The 18854-nt window shown below is 42.4% G+C and carries 15 protein-coding genes; 8 read left to right on the top strand and 7 right to left on the bottom strand.

Annotated elements, in window-relative coordinates:
- Positions 1-47 precede the first annotated feature (47 nt).
- From LX92_RS00760 to LX92_RS00740, 5 genes are all read left to right on the top strand, one after another.
- Positions 48-1226, top strand: coding sequence for a PSP1 domain-containing protein (locus tag LX92_RS00760; RefSeq protein ID WP_109648371.1), 1179 nt, complete (start codon positions 48-50; stop codon positions 1224-1226).
- Entirely contained in the window at positions 1219-1704 is a 486-nt protein-coding gene (locus LX92_RS00755; protein WP_109648370.1) for a gliding motility lipoprotein GldH, read from the top strand. Before LX92_RS00760 ends, LX92_RS00755 begins: the two co-directional genes overlap by 8 nt.
- 4 nt (positions 1705-1708) lie before the next feature.
- The gene (locus LX92_RS00750; RefSeq protein WP_109649020.1) at positions 1709-4057 is read left to right on the top strand and encodes a penicillin-binding protein 1A; all 2349 of its coding nucleotides are present in this window, start codon (positions 1709-1711) and stop codon (positions 4055-4057) included.
- A gap of 135 nt (positions 4058-4192) precedes the next feature.
- Complete coding sequence (locus tag LX92_RS00745) at positions 4193-4894, top strand: CoA transferase subunit A (protein ID WP_109648369.1); 702 nt, start codon at positions 4193-4195, stop codon at positions 4892-4894.
- A complete protein-coding gene (locus LX92_RS00740) occupies positions 4894-5547 on the top strand; it encodes a 3-oxoacid CoA-transferase subunit B (RefSeq protein ID WP_109648368.1) in 654 nt (217 codons plus the stop codon). Before LX92_RS00745 ends, LX92_RS00740 begins: the two co-directional genes overlap by 1 nt.
- Before the next feature lie 538 nt (positions 5548-6085).
- Here LX92_RS00740 and LX92_RS00735 read toward each other — a convergent pair.
- The 5 genes from LX92_RS00735 to LX92_RS00715 all read right to left on the bottom strand — a co-directional run bounded on the left by LX92_RS00735 (position 6086) and on the right by LX92_RS00715 (position 11330).
- The gene (locus LX92_RS00735) at positions 6086-7243 is read right to left on the bottom strand and encodes a methionine aminotransferase (protein WP_109648367.1); all 1158 of its coding nucleotides are present in this window, start codon (positions 7241-7243) and stop codon (positions 6086-6088) included.
- Between the two features lie 10 nt (positions 7244-7253).
- Complete coding sequence (locus tag LX92_RS00730) at positions 7254-7730, bottom strand: very short patch repair endonuclease (protein ID WP_109648366.1); 477 nt, start codon at positions 7728-7730, stop codon at positions 7254-7256.
- Positions 7731-7797: 67 nt separating this feature from the next.
- The gene (locus tag LX92_RS00725; protein WP_109648365.1) at positions 7798-8547 is read right to left on the bottom strand and encodes a succinate dehydrogenase/fumarate reductase iron-sulfur subunit; all 750 of its coding nucleotides are present in this window, start codon (positions 8545-8547) and stop codon (positions 7798-7800) included.
- 77 nt (positions 8548-8624) lie between these two features.
- Positions 8625-10640: a fumarate reductase/succinate dehydrogenase flavoprotein subunit gene (locus LX92_RS00720; protein ID WP_109648364.1), complete on the bottom strand. Its 2016-nt coding sequence runs from the start codon at positions 10638-10640 to the stop codon at positions 8625-8627.
- A 12-nt stretch (positions 10641-10652) separates the two neighbouring features.
- Positions 10653-11330, bottom strand: a complete 678-nt coding sequence (locus tag LX92_RS00715; protein WP_109648363.1) for a succinate dehydrogenase cytochrome b subunit — start codon at positions 11328-11330, stop codon at positions 10653-10655.
- A 317-nt stretch (positions 11331-11647) separates the two neighbouring features.
- Here LX92_RS00715 and LX92_RS00710 point away from each other — a divergent pair, with 317 nt between their 5' ends.
- Together LX92_RS00710 and LX92_RS00705 are read left to right on the top strand one after the other, a co-directional pair.
- Positions 11648-12535, top strand: a complete 888-nt coding sequence (locus tag LX92_RS00710; RefSeq protein WP_109648362.1) for a RimK family alpha-L-glutamate ligase — start codon at positions 11648-11650, stop codon at positions 12533-12535.
- Entirely contained in the window at positions 12516-13487 is a 972-nt protein-coding gene (locus LX92_RS00705) for a succinylglutamate desuccinylase/aspartoacylase family protein (protein ID WP_109648361.1), read from the top strand. Before LX92_RS00710 ends, LX92_RS00705 begins: the two co-directional genes overlap by 20 nt.
- Before the next feature lie 280 nt (positions 13488-13767).
- On the opposite strand, the gene LX92_RS00700 is transcribed toward LX92_RS00705, so the two are convergent.
- Positions 13768-14751: a ThuA domain-containing protein gene (locus tag LX92_RS00700; protein ID WP_109648360.1), complete on the bottom strand. Its 984-nt coding sequence runs from the start codon at positions 14749-14751 to the stop codon at positions 13768-13770.
- 238 nt (positions 14752-14989) lie between these two features.
- On the opposite strand from LX92_RS00700, the gene LX92_RS00695 reads away from it, so the two are divergent.
- Positions 14990-15559: a peptidylprolyl isomerase gene (locus LX92_RS00695; protein WP_109649019.1), complete on the top strand. Its 570-nt coding sequence runs from the start codon at positions 14990-14992 to the stop codon at positions 15557-15559.
- Between the two features lie 71 nt (positions 15560-15630).
- On the opposite strand, the gene LX92_RS00690 is transcribed toward LX92_RS00695, so the two are convergent.
- Entirely contained in the window at positions 15631-18792 is a 3162-nt protein-coding gene (locus LX92_RS00690; RefSeq protein WP_109648359.1) for a VPS10 domain-containing protein, read from the bottom strand.
- Between the last annotated feature and the right edge of the window lie 62 nt (positions 18793-18854).

Raw genomic sequence — 18854 nt, 5'->3', positions numbered from 1 at the left:
CCTTTTTTGGGGAAATCATAGGATTTTCCCAAATCAAGATACAAAATATGGGTTGTAACAGTTGTTCAACCGGTAAGGACGGACAACCGAAAGGGTGCAAGAACAATGGGACTTGTGGCTCTGATGGTTGTAATAAATTAACGGTATTTGATTGGCTTTCCAACATGTCACTTCCAAATGGGGAAAAACCATTTGACATCGTTGAAGTCCGATTTAAAAATAGCAGAAAGGAATTCTTTAGGAATTCCGGGGATTTAACCCTTTCAATAGGTGATATTGTGGCTACGCAGGCACAATCGGGTCATGATATTGGCATGGTCACTTTGACGGGTGAACTTGTGAGGGTGCAAATGAAAAAGAAAAAGGAGGATCCAAATGCGGAGGATATCCCCAAAATCTATCGAAAAGCCACACAAAAAGACATTGATATTTGGCAAAAGGTAAGAGATCGGGAGGAAGAGATCAAAAAACGCTCCCGTGAGATTGCGATCATCTTGAAATTGCAAATGAAGATTTCCGATGTCGAGTTCCAAGGCGATGGGTCCAAAGCCACTTTTTATTATACGGCCGAGGAACGTGTTGATTTTCGCCAATTGATAAAGGATATGGCCAAGGCCTTTGGTATTCGAATAGAAATGCGCCAAATAGGGTATCGACAAGAGGCCCAACGTTTGGGGGGCATCGGTTCCTGCGGCAGGGAATTGTGTTGTTCTACCTGGTTGACAGATTTCAGGTCGGTGAGTACATCCGCTGCCCGATATCAGCAATTATCATTGAACCCCCAGAAATTGGCAGGGCAATGTGGTAAATTAAAATGTTGCCTTAACTACGAGCTCGATTTATATCTCGATGCCTTAAAGGATTTTCCTTCCCAAGACACCAAACTGTTCACTGAAAAAGGAATGGCATTCTGCCAAAAGGCCGATATTTTCAAGTCCAAGTTATGGTTCTCTTACAAAGAAGACCCCTCAAATTGGCATATGTTGTCCAAGGAACAGGTAGTTGAGATCATCAACAAGAACAGAAAGAAAGAGAAAGTAGCCAGTTTAGAGGAATATGCGGTTGATAATATCGTTGACGACGACAAGGTGGTATTTGAAAATGTAGTTGGTCAAGATAGCCTTACCCGTTTTGATAGGCCCAAAAGACGTACGAATAAGAGTAATAACAACAATAAGAAGAGGAGAAATAATAAAAATAAAAAAAGACGTCAAAGAAATGCTTAGGATATTAGTAGCGTTTGTAGGGGTTGTTTTTATGGTTTCCTGTGATAATTCCATTGTAAAGACAGAATTCAAGGGGACCAATAATGGCATTTGGAATAAGGATAGTGTTATGCAGTTCAATTTTTCGGGACTCGATACCATTCAGAAACACAATATGTTTATCAATGTCAGAAACGATAATACCTTTCCCTATAGCAACCTTTTTTTAATAGCAACCTTGGAATATCCCAATGGGGAAACCGCTACCGATACGTTGGAATATATGATGGCCGATCCGGATGGGACCTGGCTGGGTAAAGGCTATGGTAGCGTAAAGGAAAATAAATTATGGTATAAAGAAAACATCGTTTTTCCTTCTTCAGGCGTATATACCTTACGTATCTCACAAGCCATGCGAAAAAATGGCAATGTCGAGGGTATTATTAACTTAGAGGGCATTACCGATGTCGGATTTGAAATAGTAAAAAGCAATGAGTAAAAAAATGGTGAAAGCCAAGAAGAAAAATAACAATAAAGGCTTTTTTAAGTTTGTTAAATGGTTCTGGATTTTGTTCACCGTGGGTGCGCTTTCCGGGGTAATGTTGTTTTTATTGGCATCATGGGGTGTATTTGGGGAATTGCCCCCGTATGAGTATTTGGAAAACCCCCAGACAAATCTAGCTTCCGAAATCTTTTCATCCGACGGAGAGACTTTAGGTAAATTTTATCTGGATGATAATCGTACCCCGATCAAATTTGAAGATCTTCCACAAAACTTGATAAACGCCTTAGTGGCTACTGAAGATGCCCGGTTTTATGAGCATTCAGGGATAGATGCCAGGGGTACTTTGAGGGCCTTTGCCTATTTGGGTAAAAAAGGAGGGGCAAGTACCATTTCCCAGCAATTGGCACGTCAACTGTTCATTGGTGCCAGGGAAAAAGAGAAGAAGACCCAGGCTATTCTGCAGAAAGTCAAGGAATGGGTTTTGGCTACACGTTTGGAACGACAGTACACCAAAGATGAAATTATTGCCATGTATCTGAATATTTATGACTTCGGATATGCTGCGGATGGTATTCGATCGGCCTCCAAGATTTATTTTGGCAAGGAGCCCATCGACTTGAAGATAGAGGAGTCGGCCATGCTCGTAGGGATGTTGAAGAATTCCTCATATTACAACCCCTTAAGGCGTAAAGAACTGGTTTTCAATAGGCGAAATACGGTTTTGGCCCAAATGGCGAAATACGACTATATCACTGAAGAAGAAAAAGATTCCCTTCAGGCCTTAAAAATGGAAGTCCATTTCAACCCTGAGAACCATAGGGAAGGATTGGCAACGTATTTTAGGATGTATTTGCAAGGCTTTATGAACGATTGGATCAAAAAGAATCCTAAACCGGCGGTGGAAGGTGAGCGTGATAAGTGGAGTCTTTATCTTGACGGACTAAAAATATACACGACGATCGATTCCCGTATGCAGGCCAATGCGGAAGAAGCCGTACAAGAGCATATGGAGAAATTGCAAACGGAGTTTTTTCATCAAAATACCCCTGATCGTAATAAAACAGCCCCTTTCTTGGATTTGACGAAGGAGGAGGTAGATGGTATCCTGGAACGGGCCATGAAGAATTCGGATCGCTGGCGCTTGATGAAAAGACAGGGCAAATCGGAAAAGGACATTCGAAATTCCTTCACCAAAAAAACCGAGATGACCGTCTTTGATTGGAAGAGCGATTCCCATGAGAAGGATACTATTATGACGCCAATGGACTCCATTAGGTATTATAAATCCTTCCTAAGAACGGCAATGATGTCGATGGAGCCACAAACAGGACACGTAAAAGCTTGGGTCGGGGGTGTTGATTATAGACACTTCCAATATGATAATGTCTATCAGGGTGCCCGCCAAGCCGGTTCAACCTTTAAGCCATTTGTGTATGCAGCGGCAATTGACCAGTTAAGGTTATCCCCTTGTTATGAATTACCAGATACACAATACTGTATTGAAGCTGGAAAACACGGGAATCCAGAACCTTGGTGTCCAAAAAATTCCGAAGGCAAGTATTCAGGTGAGATGTATACCTTGAAAAGGGCCTTGGCGAATTCCAAAAATAGTGTTACCGCCCAATTGATCGATAGGGTCGGTCCCAAGTCGGTGGTTTCGATTGTAAAGAATCTGGGAATTACCAGTGAAATTCCGGAAGTACCTTCTATAGCCCTAGGAACACCCGACCTTAGCGTTTATGAAATGGTTGGTGCCTATGGGGCATTTGTGAATCAAGGAGTGTACGTAAAACCTGTAATGGTAACCCGTATCGAGGATAAGAATGGAACGGTATTATATGAATATGTCCCAGAAACCAAGGATGTATTGAGTAAAGAAGTAGCCTATGCCATGGTAAATTTATTGGAAGGTGTAACCCAAGGAGGTTCAGGTACCCGCTTACGTACAACGGGTTATGATAAATGGCGTCCGGAATATAAGGAGATAATCACGGGATACCCCTATGAATTTAAAAACCCTATTGCCGGTAAGACCGGTACTACCCAAAATCAAAGTGATGGGTGGTTTATGGGTATGGTACCTAATTTGGTCACTGGTGTATGGGTAGGTGGTGATGATCGTTCCGTACACTTTAAGTCAATCACTTACGGTCAAGGAGCATCAATGGCGTTGCCCATTTGGGGACTTTATATGCGAAAGAATTATGACGATAAGGACTTGGGGGTTTCTGATGGTGAATTTCCCAAACCCGAGAATATGTCCATCAATTTGGATTGTACTAAATCAGCGGAGGACTCCAATAAAGAAAAAGATTTGGATGACGATTTAGAGGATCTCGATTTCTAAATTCCTCATGGATTATAAATCAGCGACCTTGCTGAATGCCCTTAACTTTCACCAAAAAGTAAGGGCATTTTCTTTTTAAAACCTTAATTTAGTGTAGCTTGGCTTTTCAGATTATAAAAACAGACTAGACAAATTATGATTCGTAAAACGGTAGAAAATGTTCAGGAAGCATTAAAAGGGGTAAAGGACGGAATGACCTTGATGCTTGGAGGTTTTGGTTTATGCGGTATTCCTGAAAATACGATTTCGGAATTAGTGCGTTTGGGGGTAACCGATCTTTGTTGTATTTCCAATAATGCGGGGGTAGATGATTTTGGATTGGGCCTGCTTTTGCAAAAAAAGCAAATACGGAAGATGATTTCATCTTACGTGGGAGAGAATGATGAATTTGAACGTCAAATGTTAAGTGGGGAATTGGAGGTTGAACTTACCCCACAAGGAACCCTGGCCGAGAAATGCAGGGCTGCCCAAGCGGGTTTCCCGGCATTTTATACACCTGCTGGTTTTGGGACCGAAGTGGCTTTGGGAAAGGAAACCCGGGAATTCAACGGTAAGATGTATGTCTTGGAAGAGGCCTTTAAGGCCGATTTTTCATTCGTAAAGGCATGGAAAGGCGATGAGGCAGGGAACCTGATTTTTAAGGGTACTGCGCGAAATTTCAATCCCTGTATGTGTGGGGCGGCCAATATCACGGTTGCTGAGGTAGAGGAATTATTGCCTGCGGGATCCTTGGACCCCAATGATATACATGTTCCCGGTATCTTCGTTCAACGGATATTCCAAGGGGAAAAGTATGAGAAAAGAATTGAACAACGAACAGTAAGACCAAGAAACTGATGTTAGACAAGAATGGTATCGCAAAGCGTATAGCAAAGGAAGTAAAGGATGGTTATTATGTTAATCTTGGAATAGGCATTCCTACGATGGTGGCCAATTTCGTCCGAGATGATATTAGTGTGGAATTCCAAAGTGAGAACGGTGTATTGGGTATGGGGCCTTTTCCGTTCGAGGGTGAGGAAGATGCGGATATCATCAATGCGGGCAAACAAACCATAACGACCATGCCCGGAGCCTCGTTCTTTGACTCGGTAACCAGTTTCGCAATGATTCGCGGTCAACATGTAGACCTTACCATATTAGGGGCCATGGAAGTGTCCGATAAAGGTGATATTGCGAATTGGAAGATTCCAGGCAAAATGGTCAAAGGTATGGGAGGGGCGATGGACTTGGTGGCATCGGCAGAGAATATAATCGTCGCTATGATGCATACCAATAGGGCTGGTGAATCCAAATTATTAAAGGAATGTACCTTGCCATTAACCGGCGTGGGTTGTGTTAAAAAGATAGTGACCAATCTTGCCGTACTCGAGGTTACAACAGACGGTTTTAAGCTATTGGAGCGCGCTCCAGGGGTTAGTGTGGAAGCAATCGAGAATGCCACAAATGGGCGGTTGATCATAGAGGGTGATATTCCGGAAATGAAACTTTAAGGCCAAGATATAGGTAGTTCAACGATAAAATTAGTTTTTCAATTTTTTCACAACATTTTAAGCACAATTCACAACAATAATTTAGGGAATATCTGCGTTTTGAATTATATTTATATGCAGTAAAAATTTAATATAAACCTATCCCCAAACCTAAATTATATGGATGCCCAAATTAACCACCACTCCTCGAATGAAAATGAGATTTTAGTGTACAAGAATGATTTTTATCACGGTGTAGTATTATTGATTAAGAAATTGTTTATGATTTAATGCTTTTCGTATAAGAATTGAAAAAAGCCCTGATACTATCAGGGCTTTTTTTATTTTAGGAAGAATCGGGTGTTATACAAATGGAATAAAGAAATGCATGTTAACGGATTTACTTGGGCTTAAAAGGATCAAAAGGTATTCTTCGGTTGGGGGGTAACCTGATAAATACACTGGGTGACAATTACTTTGGGAACCAATGATGGGGCACTTAACTTTCTTTCCATTGTGGGGACTGCTGATTCACTATCACCAAAAGGAATCGTGGACTTTAAATTCGTTGTAAGATTTCGGTGGCCCTTTCCAGGGTGTCATGGGTTTTTGCAAAGCAGAATCGTAAAACCTTATGGTCTTGCCCATTCATATTAAAGACTGAAATGGGAATACTTGCCAGTTGGTGTTCAACAATCAATCTTTTGGCAAAAGTGATATCATCCTCATTGGAAACATTCGAGAATCCCAGAAGTTGGAAATAGGTTCCTTGGGCTGGGATAGCAGTAAATTGGGAACCTTTTAAGGCGTTTAGGAAATAATCCCTTTTTCCTTGGTAGAACCCATTAAGGCTTAAGTAATGTTGAGGTTGTTGTAGATAGGTCGCAAGGGCATGTTGAATGGGGTGATCTACGCAGAATACATTGAACTGATGTGTTTTTCGAAATTCATGCATCAATGCTGCAGGTGCTACACAATAACCAACTTTCCAACCGGTAACATGAAAGGTCTTCCCAAAAGAGGAACATATAATACTACGAGCGGCCAAATCTTCAAAACGCGATACACTTTCATGCTCATGGCCGTCAAAGACAATATGTTCGTAGACCTCATCACTGATAACGATAATGTTGGTGTTGGCCAAACTCTTTTGCAACTCCAGCATGTCTTCTTTCGCAAGAATGGTACCACTGGGATTGTGTGGGGTGTTAATGATGATCATTTTCGTTTTAGGTGTAATCTTGCTTCGAAAATGGTTCCAATCTATTTTGTAATCCGCTTTATTCAATTGGATGCCTACAGGAATTCCACCATTAACCGCTATAGCTGGCTCGTAACAGTCATATGCAGGCTTAAAGACAATTACCTCATCCCCTTTGCCAATAAAGGCCGTAATCGCCGTAAAAATAGCCTGGGAGGCACCAACTGTGATGGTTATTTCTTTTTCGGGGTCATAGGTCCTTTGGTGCAAGCTTTTTATTTTACTAGCGATTACTTCCCTTAACACCGGTAAACCGCCCATTGGGGCGTATTGATTATGACCATCACGCATGGCCTTTGCGACCAAGGCCAAGAGTTCTGGGTCTGGTTCGAAATTAGGGAAACCCTGGGATAGGTCTATGGCGTTATGGGCTTTTGCCAATTGCCCCATAGTAGTGAAAATGGTAGTTCCTACATCGGGTAGTTTGGAAATAATTTTATGGGGATATATTGGCATAGTTTCGGGATTAATGGTTGTGCTGTGATTTTAAATGTGAAATCACTATTTGAATACAGCCTTCCAAATCGTTTTTGATCTCTTTTTCCCAAAAACGGAATACGGTAAAGCCAATGCGTTCAAGTTCGGCATTCACTTCCTCATCGCGTTGTCTGTTGCGTTCAATTTTCGCAATCCAGAATTCCCTATTGCTTTTCAGTTTTTCCTTTCGTTCCTCCCATTGGAAACCATGCCAGAATTCCCCATCGATAAAAACAACCGTTTTGTATTTGTTCAACACAATGTCGGGTCTTCCAATCAATTTTCTGGAGTCGATTCTATAACGATACCCTTTGGCCCATAAGGCTTTACGAAAGGCAAGTTCCGGTTTGGTATTCTTTCCGCGAATCTTTGCCATGATCTTGGAACGCTCCGGGGTTGTGTAAAAACCGGATTCTTCATTGAAACGGGGTACCTTGATTCGATTTTCGGAATAAGTTTTGGCCATGTATAAAAATAAAAAAATCCCAACCGATTTCGGTTGGGATTTTAATTTTATAGAAAAAGAATGGTGATTAGAACTTTATAAGGTTCGCTTTCACCAATTCGCGGTTCATTCTGGCAATGTTCTCCAGGGTGATTCCCTTAGGACATTCGACTTCACAAGCACCGGTATTGGTACAGTTCCCAAAGCCTTCCAAATCCATTTGGGCTACCATATTCTTAACTCGGTCTGTGGCTTCAACCCGTCCTTGGGGCAAAAGTGCGAATTGTGAAACTTTGGCGCCGACGAACAACATGGCGGAAGAGTTTTTACAACTAGCCACACATGCGCCACATCCGATACAGGCTGCGGCATCCATAGCCTCATCGGCAGCGTGTTTTGGAATTGGAATGGAATTGGCATCCTGGGTGTTTCCTGAAGTGTTCACTGAAATATAACCACCGGCCTGTTGAATACGCTCAAAGGCAGTTCTATCCACTACCAAATCCTTGATTACCGGAAATGCCTTGGCTCTCCATGGTTCAATGGTTATGGTGTCACCGTCCTTGAACATTCTCATGTGCAATTGACAGGTAGTGATACCCCTGTCTGGGCCGTGGGCTTCTCCATTTATATGTAAGGAGCACATGCCACAAATACCTTCACGACAATCATGGTCAAATGCTACAGGTTCTTCGCCAGAATTTACAAGCTGTTCATTCAAAACATCCATCATTTCCAAGAAAGACATATGTTCTGAAATTTCAGACACCTTGTAATCGACCATCTTGCCTTTATCCTGTGGTCCTTTTTGTCTCCAAATTTTAAGCGTCAGATTCATACTATATGAGTATTAAGTAATACGGTTTGTAATAGTGGAGAAAAGTTGTTTATAAACTTCCCACTAAGAGCGTATTACTATTTATAACTACGTTGTTTTAATTCTATATCCTTAAATTCCAATTGCTCTTTGTGCAATACGGCGTCTCCAGGCTCCCCTTTGTATTCCCAAGCGGAAACAAAGGCATAATCCTTATCGTTACGTTTGGCTTCCCCTTCTTGTTCCCCATCCATTTCTACGGATTCTTCACGGAAATGACCACCACAGGATTCCTCTCGGATAAGGGCGTCTTTTGCGAACAATTCACCGAGTTCCAAGAAATCGGCCACACGACCTGCTTTTTCCAGTTCCGGGTTCATTTCATTGGCTCCACCAGGAACCTTGACGTCTTTCCAGAATTCTTCGCGTATCTGCTTGATTTCTGCCATGGCTTCTTTTAAGCCTTTGGCGTTACGGGACATTCCTACTTTATCCCACATTACTTTTCCTAGGCGTTTGTGGAAATGGTCGACAGATTTAGTCCCATTGTTGTTCAAAAAGAAATCGATACGTTCGCGAACCTCTTTTTCGGTCTCTTCGAATTCCTTGCTGTCGGTTGGGATTGCTCCGGTCCTAATATCATCCGATAAATAATCTCCGATAGTATAAGGTAATACAAAATAACCATCGGCTAAACCTTGCATTAGTGCAGAAGCACCCAATCGGTTGGCACCATGATCGGAGAAGTTGGCCTCACCGATACAATATAAACCGGGAACCGTGGTCATTAAGTTGTAATCGACCCAAATACCACCCATAGTATAGTGGGTAGCAGGATAGATCATCATTGGTGTTTTATAGGGATTCTCATCTACGATCTTCTCGTACATTTGGAAAAGGTTACCGTATTTGGCCTCTATAACAGCTTCACCCAATTCAGTGAGCTTTTCTTTGGAAGCATTGGTAATACCATGGATTTTCGCTTGCTCTTTACCATAACGTTCAATCGCAGCGGCAAAATCCAAATAAACAGCCTCTCCAGTGGCATTTACTCCGTAACCGGCGTCACAACGTTCCTTGGCGGCCCTTGAGGCAACATCACGAGGTACAAGGTTACCAAAGGCTGGGTAACGACGTTCTAAATAGTAATCCCTATCTTCTTCAGCAATTTGTGTAGGCTTTAATTTACCTTGTTGTATTGCTTTAGCATCTTCTAATTTTGCTGGCACCCAAATTCTACCATCATTACGCAATGATTCTGACATCAAGGTTAATTTGGATTGGTAGTCCCCTGAACGAGGAATACATGTTGGGTGGATTTGTGTAAAACAAGGGTTGGCAAAGAAAGCACCCTTTTTATGTATTTTCCAAGCAGCGGTTGCGTTGGATCCCATAGCATTGGTTGAAAGGAAGTATACATTACCATAACCACCTGTGGCGATTACCACGGCATGGGCAGAATGACGTTCGAGTTCACCTGTAATCAAATTACGGGCAATAATACCACGTGCTTTGCCGTCGATCTTAACAACATCGAGCATTTCATGTCGGTTGTACATATCGATCTTACCGCGGGCAATTTGTCGGTTCATGGCCGAATAACAACCTAGCAATAATTGTTGACCCGTTTGTCCTTTGGCATAAAATGTCCTGGAAACCAAAACCCCTCCAAAAGAACGGTTGTCCAACAATCCGCCATAATCACGTGCAAATGGTACCCCTTGGGCTACGCATTGGTCAATAATATTGGCTGACACCTCGGCTAAACGATAAACATTCGCCTCACGGGAGCGATAATCGCCACCTTTTACGGTATCATAGAACAAACGATAAACAGAATCGCCATCACCCATATAATTTTTAGCGGCATTAATACCACCTTGTGCTGCGATTGAGTGTGCCCTACGGGGAGAATCTTGATATGCAAATGCTTTAACATTGTATCCTAGCTCCGCTAAGGTTGCAGCGGCGGATCCTCCTGCCAATCCGGTACCAACAACAATAATGTCGATGTGACGCTTGTTCGCAGGGTTTACAAGATTTATTTTGTCCTTATAGGTAGTCCACTTGTCCTTAATTGGGCCTTCAGGCACTTTTGAGTCTAATACAGACATAAGTAAATGGTATTAATGGTTAAAATGATGGAAAAGAGCAACAACGATAAATCCTAATGGAATAAGAATTGAATATGCCTTGCCAATATTTTGCATTACTTTTCTTCTTCCCATGGTTGCCCCAACGGATTGGAAAGCAGAGGTGAATCCGTGTAATAAATGCAGCGCCAATAAAATAAAGGCAACTACATAAGCACCTACCCTGGCAGGGTTAACAAATTTATGTTGAAGTTCTTCGAAATAACGAAATCCTTCCCCATCCGCCAAAAGGCCAGACATATCACCTTGAACATACTTGGTGTTCAATTCCGGAATCCAGAAATCTATAAAATGCAATACGATAAAAGCTAGGATAACCAAGCCGCTGTAAATCATGTTACGACTCATCCAAGTGGAATTGGCAGCCCCATTGTTTTTAAAGTATTTAATGTTTCTTGCGCCTTTGTTCTTTCTCTCAAGAACAAACCCCATCACAAAATGGAAGACGACACCAAATATCAAAACAGGCTGTAATCCAAATTGAATTAATGGATTCGTACCCATGAAATGGGATAGTTGATTGAACAAATCCTCACTGAAAACGGATGTGATGTTTACCGCTAAATGAATGACTAAAAAAATAATAAGAAAAAAAGCAGAAAGCGCCATCGCATACTTTCTACCTATCGAAGAATTAAAGAACCCGCTCATTGGTTGTTGATTTTGGCTGCAAATTTACATTTCCGTGGAATTATGAACAAGTTTTGGGGGACATAAGTACGCTTATTTAGACTCATTTTAAGCACCAAAAAACTCTGTTTAAGGAATAAGGCCTGAAAGGACTGATTTTAAGCACTTTCTTAAACAGGATAAAATAATGGGTTTTAGGGTTTTTAGGGATTAAATATCTTAATTGGCCATTTTTTTGTGAAATATTTTGTGAAAGTGGCCTTATTTTTTGGGTTATTTTTTTAATTAGGCAGTTTCTTTTTTTTCAACGATCTTACCCGTGGTAAAAATATTAGTATATGGATATTGGACTTCTATCAGTGAGTATGAATGTGTATTCAACAAAGCGCATTGCGGATGAAGCCGAAAATCGTGGGCACTATATAGAATTGATAGACCATACCAAATGTTCGGTAAAATTGGGTTCGGGCAAACCTAAGGTGTATTATCTAAATGAGGATATTACAAATGCCTTTGACGCCATTATTCCTCGAATAGGGGCCAAGGTGACCAAGCATGGGGTTGCCATTGTAAAACAACTTGAAATGAACGGGGTGTTCAGCACGGCCCATTCCATAGGTATTACAAGGGCAAGAAATAAAGTGCGAACCCTTCAGATCCTATCGCGTAAGCACATTCCCATCCCAGAAACCCTGTTTTCCATTAATCCCGATGATATTGAGGAACAAATCGAACTTTTGGGGGGACCTCCTGTCATTATCAAACTTCAGGAAGGTACACAGGGGTTAGGGGTAATTTTGGCGGAAAGTAAAAAATCGGCAAAATCGATCATCGATACCTTTTATAAGATGGATACCAGTATCCTTATCCAAAAGTTTATCGAGGAATCGAATGGTGAGGACATCCGGATTTTTGTGGTGGGCCAAAAAATAGTGGCTAGTATGAAACGAAGCAGCGATGTAGAGGATTTTCGATCCAATGTACATCGCGGAGGTTCTACGGAAACGATAGTGCCTACCCCAAAAGAACAACATATGGCCTTGGGGGCAACCAAGCATTTGGGTTTGGGCGTTGCAGGGGTCGATATCATTCGTTCCAGAAAAGGACCATTGCTTATCGAGGTCAATGCATCGCCTGGATTACAGGGAATCGAAGCGGCCACTGGAGTGAATATTGCCAAAGAAATAATCTTGTTTGTAGAAAAGAATGTTCCAAGAAAAAGATAATAGAAATATCGAGATCGGTGGTGAGACGGTTTTCCCGGGAGAAGATAAACTCGTGAAAATAAGCATAGATAGGCTACCCACAGGAACGCTTATCGATATACCGGTATATGTGTTCAATGCGAAACATGCCGGTCCGACCTTGTTGATCCAGGCGGGTTTACATGGCGATGAGATCAACGGCATAGAGATCGTACGTCGAATGATCCAGGAGAAAAAGTTTAAGATTGATATCGGGGCCGTTATTGCAGTCCCCATTTTAAATATCTTTGGGTTTATACACTTTTCCCGCGATGTGCCTGATGGTAAGGATGTGAACCGTAGCTTTCCTGGGACTAAGTCCGGTTCTATGGCCAGTCGTATGGCGTATCATTATATTTCCGAGATCATGGATCAAATGGATTTTGCCATCGATTTGCATACTGGGGGAGCCCAACGCCATAATTTTCCACAAATACGTTTTACCAAGAATGATGAAAACAGCAGGAAATTAGCTGAGATTTTTAATGCCCCATTCTCATTTTCTTCCCGATTGATCAAAGGGTCGTTTAGGAACGCAGCTTTTCAAATGGGGAAACCTACCATTGTGTTTGAGGCCGGGGAAAGTATGCGGTTCGATGATTATTCCATTTTACAGGGGATACAGGGCATCCTGAATGTTTTAAAACATTTTAAGATGATTTCCAGTATAGATCCCATGTATGTTGAACGAACGGGAACGGTTATGCTAAGTGATCGTAAATGGCTTCGGGCCCCTACGGCAGGGATGTTCATTCCGGTAATAACCAATGGTAGTGAAGTGCGAAAAGGTCAGGAAATGGGTATTGTCACCGATACTTATGCCCAGCGAAGTAAAAAAATAAGAGCACCTTTCGATGGTTTTGTATTTAGTGTGAACCACCAAGCGGTAGTTAATCAGGGGGATGCCCTTTTTCATGTTGGAAAGCCGATTTGATTAGAGGATTATTGGGAAAAACGACACTTTCGTAATGCATTTCTTCCTCAAGCCCTTCCCAGAAAACAGACCCATGGGTCTGTTCGTGTTTCCCGCCAACGGTATTGGCTCTGAATAAGTGACGCTCGACGGACATTTCAGGTCGCTTATCCTTTGCAAATCTTTTATGGAATTGTATTGTACCATGTATATCCGACCGATGGGTCGGTTTGGATTATTTTATAGGTTTTGGGGTCTTTGAAGAAAGATTTATACCTTTCTTCTATTTCGTGGGTGATGTTTAATTTTTTGCGGTAAAATCGCGACTTTTTGATTGTTCTGCCGAAGGAAAATCATTTGGGATTGGCAGGGAAACCTTTCCTGTAGCCGCCCATTCGGCTCCTCGTAGCATGGTCGTGATAAAACCAACACATTGTACGGAATAGTCGGCATGCCCCATGATGGTATGAAAAATACGGCCCTTGCCATAATTAAGCACCATCAATGCCGGTTCGTGCCGTCCGGAACCCTTAAATTCCCCTGAGGCAAAAGTAGTGGCCAAGATTTCCATGTTTTCAGCCGGTCCCCGTAATTGTTGGTACAGTTCATCCTTTGTGTGAAGCCATATCTTGGGCATACCTTTCGTAATCGGGTGTTCAGTATTCCTGATTTGGATCTGATATTCATGTTGAGGTCCGTGGGCACCCCCTTTTCCTGGGGACATATCCCTTATCAACTCGTCTTTTTCATTGTAATATACATAAGGTCCATCTTTTTCGGTACGATCACCCCATCCTCCAAGTCCGATCATGGCATTGTAGGCTTGCCAATTGGGAAAGGAGTTATCCGCAGCATGAAAAACCACCAAACCACCGCCATTGTTGATGTAGGTCTCAAAAGATTTCTGTGTTTCATCGGGCCATGGCGCGGCATTCCACCCGAAATTACAGATGACAACGTCGTATTTGGAAAAATCAGGTTTAAAATCAGGGTCGGTTATGGGTTTTTCAACAATTTCGGAATCACCTGTACCTGAAATGGCATAATCCGTTAGGTATTCCTCACCTTTCCATGTAAAAGCGGTACGTTCTACCTGCACATCGAACAATTCTGATTCTTCGAAATACCTTTTCAACATAAAGGTGGTTTTGGGCCATTGATCGTGGTTGTTTTGCCCATCGATGATCAGCGCCCTTATTTTTTGGGGCGAATTCGTTTTTTCCTGTGTAAAGGCAATCATCGTAAAACCAAAAGTGAATAAAAATAGTTTAAGGGTAAGGCGCATGGAGTGGTTTTTATTGGTTACTAAATTTAGTGTTTCAAAGCGTAAACCACAAGGCAGGGTGTATTAATTTCCTTGTCATTCAGACGATTGCCAAAAAAACCAAAAGTTTAGAGGTCTTAATTGGTTTCCGGTTATTGGGATCATCTACCATTGGATGTACCATTAAGAAATGAAATCAAAAGGTGGGGCAAACTGCTTTTGTTACCGCTTTTTTTTATCTTCCAAAAAAAATCAAAATATGTATAAACTGATTTTGCCGGTATTATTTGTACTGTCTTCCTGCGGAACCCAGAAGAGCTATGAAGTCGGACAGATAAGCACACCCAAAGGGGAAATTTTGGTCTGGCTTTACGATGAAACCCCAAATCACAAACAAAGTTTTTTGCAATTGGCTAAAGACGGGTATTGGGATTCACTTACATTCAATAGGGTAATTCCGAATTTTGTGGCCCAGGGCGGTTGCCCGGATACTCCGGAAGGGTTTAAGGATCCCGAATATTTATTGAAACCGGAATTCAACGAAAAATTGTTGCATGATTATGGTGCACTCGGTGCAGGAAGGGACAACAACCCCGACAAACTTTCTGCCCGTTGTCAGTTTTATATCGTCCACAATGCGAAAGGGGAGCACCGTTTGGATGGTGATTATACTGTTTTTGGTAAGGTTATCAAAGGTATGGACGTTGTCGACGCTATTGTGAATAGCCCAAGGGATTCCATAGACCAACCCTTAAAACCCATATCCTTGGATGTGAATATCATTAAGATGGGTGCTAAGGAGCTACAACCTTTTGCGGTTATTGAATAACAGGTTTGGACTTTCACTTTAAGTGGGACAAAATATTGGATAAGGAATAGGCTATCCGGTAATATCAAACACTAGGGTTTTATTTTTTTGTTAAGGTGTATTTGATATTTGCTCTTTTTAAGTTGGGTGTTCAATTGTTTTACATCAACCTTGATGAACTTTTTGAACTTTTCATTTACGTTTTCCAAACGCTTGTTGAAAATGGCATAGACCTCACGTTGTTGGTCGGTTGGTTTAAAATCGACACCATTGGCTCCAATATCGCTCGCCAGGGCACTCAATCTTCCGTATAGTTTCATAGGAGCCCTAAAGGCATCTTCACGGGCACCGGTTAATTGGATGTCATACAGTGTACCTGCTATATTTTGGGCCATTTCCCGAAGCTCTGTAGCACGTTGAATATCGTTTTTACGTTTTAAGCTGGGAATGACCTCATTCAACTCGGACCGTATCGTTTCAATATCGTTGATTAGGGTAACGGCATAGTTCATGGCATCCCTTAATTCCAACGAAAAAGCCACCTGCTCCTGAATACTTTGCAAAGTACCTTCGGAAGAAGGGTCCTTAAGAACTTTTAATTCACGGACATATTCGTCCTTGCCAATAATGAGCTTTACTGTATAGGTATCGGGCACTACCCGTGGTCCGAATTGCCCACGCCAAAGATCTAAATCCCATGTAACCAATGGGCGCCATCCTTCCCCATTGAGTTGTACCCAAGGTCTTCCGGGTGGGGTCGACTTCAATTTGGGCTTGTAGGTGGGTTCGTAGCGTAAATTCCATACGGTTCTATGTATGCCTTTGTCATTTTCACCTTTTAACGTACGTATGATTTCATTGTTGGCATCCAATATTTGTATTTCCACCTTTTGATCTGTACTATCTTTTAAGTAATAGTTGATATCGGCCCCATACGTAGGGTTTTGTCCAGCGTTGTTACTAGGTCCGTCGGTTTTTATACTTTCCCGCTCTTGAAACCGATACGCTTGTCGTAAACTGAACAAATGGGCTTTTTTATCCTTAGCATCCAAATCGAATTCACGCAGGGGTGAAATATTATCAAGGATGTAATAGCCCCTTCCGTAGGTGCCTACAACCAAATCATCAAAACGTTCCTGAATTTCAAGCCAATATACCGGTGCAGGGGGAAGGTTATTGCGAAGTCGCATCCAATGTTCCCCATCGTCTTGACTGATATACAAACCATTATCGACCCCAGCGTAAAGCATACCTTCCCTTTTAGGGTCTTCTTTGATGACATGCACAAAACTATGTACGGATTTCGGAATGTTGCCACTTATCAACTTCCAATGTTGCCCATAATCCTCTGTTTTGTAGATGTAAGGATTAAAATCACCCATTTGATGTAAGTCAACACTAAGGTATACAGCCCCTTTTTTATACCGTGAGGTTTCTATATTGGATATGGTACCCCATTTTGGAAGGTTGGGGATATTTTGGGTCACGTTGGTCCAATTTTCACCCCCGTTTCGTGTAAGCTGTACTTGACCATCATTGGTTCCTACCCAGATAAGTCCGGCTTCCAATCCGGATTCCTCTATGGCAAATAAGGTGGATCCGTCGAAGGTCATTAGATTGTCTTTGGCGATACCCCCTGAACTTTGTTGGTGCGATTTATCGTTTAGGGTAAGGTCTGGACTGATTACCTGCCAGCTTTGACCATTGTCATCACTTTTATGCACATATTGACTCCCTACATATACCCGATGTTTTACATGGGGAGAAAAGGCAAGGGGAAAATTCCAATGCCAGCGGTATTTCATTTCTGAAGGGGCCCAACCATACCCTGATTCGGGCCATACGCGAACATCTTGTGAATGTCCTGTTTTGGCATTATACCTTTGGAGTCCACCATCATAACAACCCGACCAGACAATATCGTTGTCAAAGGGGTCTGGTTGCGCAAATCCACTTTCACATCCGCCCACCCCTTTCCAAAGACCAATTGGTATATATCCTTGCAGGCTATTGCTGGGGCCTTTATAGGAATAGCCATCCTGTCGGTTTCCATAGACGTTATAAGGTATTTGGTCATCAACGGCCACATGGTACATTTGGGCGATGGGCAGTACAACCCTTTGAAAGGTTTTTCCATGATTAAGACTTATACTTGCACCTCCGTCATGGGCAACCAATATGCGGTCAGCGTTGGTGGGGTCTATCCAAATATCATGGTTGTCACCACCTGCCTTATAGCCGCCTTTTAGGGTTTCCCCCCCATCTTTCGAAGTGCTGAACTTTACATTTGCAAAATAGATTTCATTGGGGTCTTTGGTGGAAACTGCCATGCGGGTATAGTAGGGTGCACGCTCATTGATATCGTGGTTGCGGGTTTGCAGTGTCCATGTGTCACCAAAGTCAATGGATTTATAGAGGGCCGGACTATCAATTTCAAAAAGGGCGTAGACTACATTGGGGTCTGAATGCGAAATGGCAACACCCGTTTTACCAACAGGATTGTTCCTACCTCCCGGTAATCCTTTCTCTGAGAGTGCTTGCCATGTATCACCCCCGTCAAGGGATCGGTAGATGCCGCCACCGGGACCACCACTGTTCAGTCCCCAAGTGTTTATTAGGATAGACCACATGCCGACCAATAGCCTATCTGGATTTTTAGGGTCCAAGGCAATGTCCGCAGCCCCGGTGTTTTCGTCAATGAAAAGTATGCGTTTCCAATTTTTGCCACCATCAATGGTCTTGTACACACCACGCTCCTGCTGGGGTCCATAGGTATGTCCAAGGGCAGCGGCGTAAACGATGTCAGGATTGGTGGGGTGAACGACCACGCGACCAATACGTCCTGTTTTTTCAAGGCCCATGTTCTTCCATGTCTTGCCTGCATCTTCAGACTTATAGATGCCATCACCCATGGCATGGGCAGGCCGTATTATAAAAGTTTCCCCCGTACCCACCCAAATAACATTGGGATTTGTAGGGGCTATGGCCAAGGAACCGACTGAAGAGACATCCTGGTCATCGAAAATCGATTTCCAGGTTACCCCGCCATCCGAGGTTTTCCATAAACCTCCGGAAGCGGCACCGATATAATTGATCATGGTATTTCCGGGTACTCCTGCAATGGCAATGGTCCGGTTTCCTTCAGGGCCGATAAACCGGAATTTCAGGTTTTTGAATGTTTCGGATTCGGTCTGGGCATTGCAAATGAAAGTAAGCAAAAAAACAAGGAGAAGTATGTTGGGTCTTGGATTCATAGGAAGTGCATAATTGAAAAGATCCCCACAACTGAAAAAACCCCAACGAGGTTGAAAATATA

Source organism: Maribacter polysiphoniae (assembly GCF_003148665.1).
Classification (GTDB): Bacteria; Bacteroidota; Bacteroidia; order Flavobacteriales; family Flavobacteriaceae; genus Maribacter_A; species Maribacter_A polysiphoniae.
This window is presented reverse-complemented; position numbering and strand designations above follow the sequence as displayed.

What these genes read in the sequence shown, in the direction of transcription:
- LX92_RS00760 (WP_109648371.1), top strand. Translation starts at nt 48, where the DNA reads ATGGGTTGTAACAGTTGTTCAACCGGTAAGGACGGACAACCGAAAGGG.
- LX92_RS00755 (WP_109648370.1), top strand. Translation starts at nt 1,219, where the DNA reads ATGCTTAGGATATTAGTAGCGTTTGTAGGGGTTGTTTTTATGGTTTCC.
- LX92_RS00750 (WP_109649020.1), top strand. Translation starts at nt 1,709, where the DNA reads ATGGTGAAAGCCAAGAAGAAAAATAACAATAAAGGCTTTTTTAAGTTT.
- LX92_RS00745 (WP_109648369.1), top strand. Translation starts at nt 4,193, where the DNA reads ATGATTCGTAAAACGGTAGAAAATGTTCAGGAAGCATTAAAAGGGGTA.
- LX92_RS00740 (WP_109648368.1), top strand. Translation starts at nt 4,894, where the DNA reads ATGTTAGACAAGAATGGTATCGCAAAGCGTATAGCAAAGGAAGTAAAG.
- LX92_RS00735 (WP_109648367.1), bottom strand. Translation starts at nt 7,243, where the DNA reads ATGCCAATATATCCCCATAAAATTATTTCCAAACTACCCGATGTAGGA.
- LX92_RS00730 (WP_109648366.1), bottom strand. Translation starts at nt 7,730, where the DNA reads ATGGCCAAAACTTATTCCGAAAATCGAATCAAGGTACCCCGTTTCAAT.
- LX92_RS00725 (WP_109648365.1), bottom strand. Translation starts at nt 8,547, where the DNA reads ATGAATCTGACGCTTAAAATTTGGAGACAAAAAGGACCACAGGATAAA.
- LX92_RS00720 (WP_109648364.1), bottom strand. Translation starts at nt 10,640, where the DNA reads ATGTCTGTATTAGACTCAAAAGTGCCTGAAGGCCCAATTAAGGACAAG.
- LX92_RS00715 (WP_109648363.1), bottom strand. Translation starts at nt 11,330, where the DNA reads ATGAGCGGGTTCTTTAATTCTTCGATAGGTAGAAAGTATGCGATGGCG.
- LX92_RS00710 (WP_109648362.1), top strand. Translation starts at nt 11,648, where the DNA reads ATGGATATTGGACTTCTATCAGTGAGTATGAATGTGTATTCAACAAAG.
- LX92_RS00705 (WP_109648361.1), top strand. Translation starts at nt 12,516, where the DNA reads ATGTTCCAAGAAAAAGATAATAGAAATATCGAGATCGGTGGTGAGACG.
- LX92_RS00700 (WP_109648360.1), bottom strand. Translation starts at nt 14,751, where the DNA reads ATGCGCCTTACCCTTAAACTATTTTTATTCACTTTTGGTTTTACGATG.
- LX92_RS00695 (WP_109649019.1), top strand. Translation starts at nt 14,990, where the DNA reads ATGTATAAACTGATTTTGCCGGTATTATTTGTACTGTCTTCCTGCGGA.
- LX92_RS00690 (WP_109648359.1), bottom strand. Translation starts at nt 18,792, where the DNA reads ATGAATCCAAGACCCAACATACTTCTCCTTGTTTTTTTGCTTACTTTC.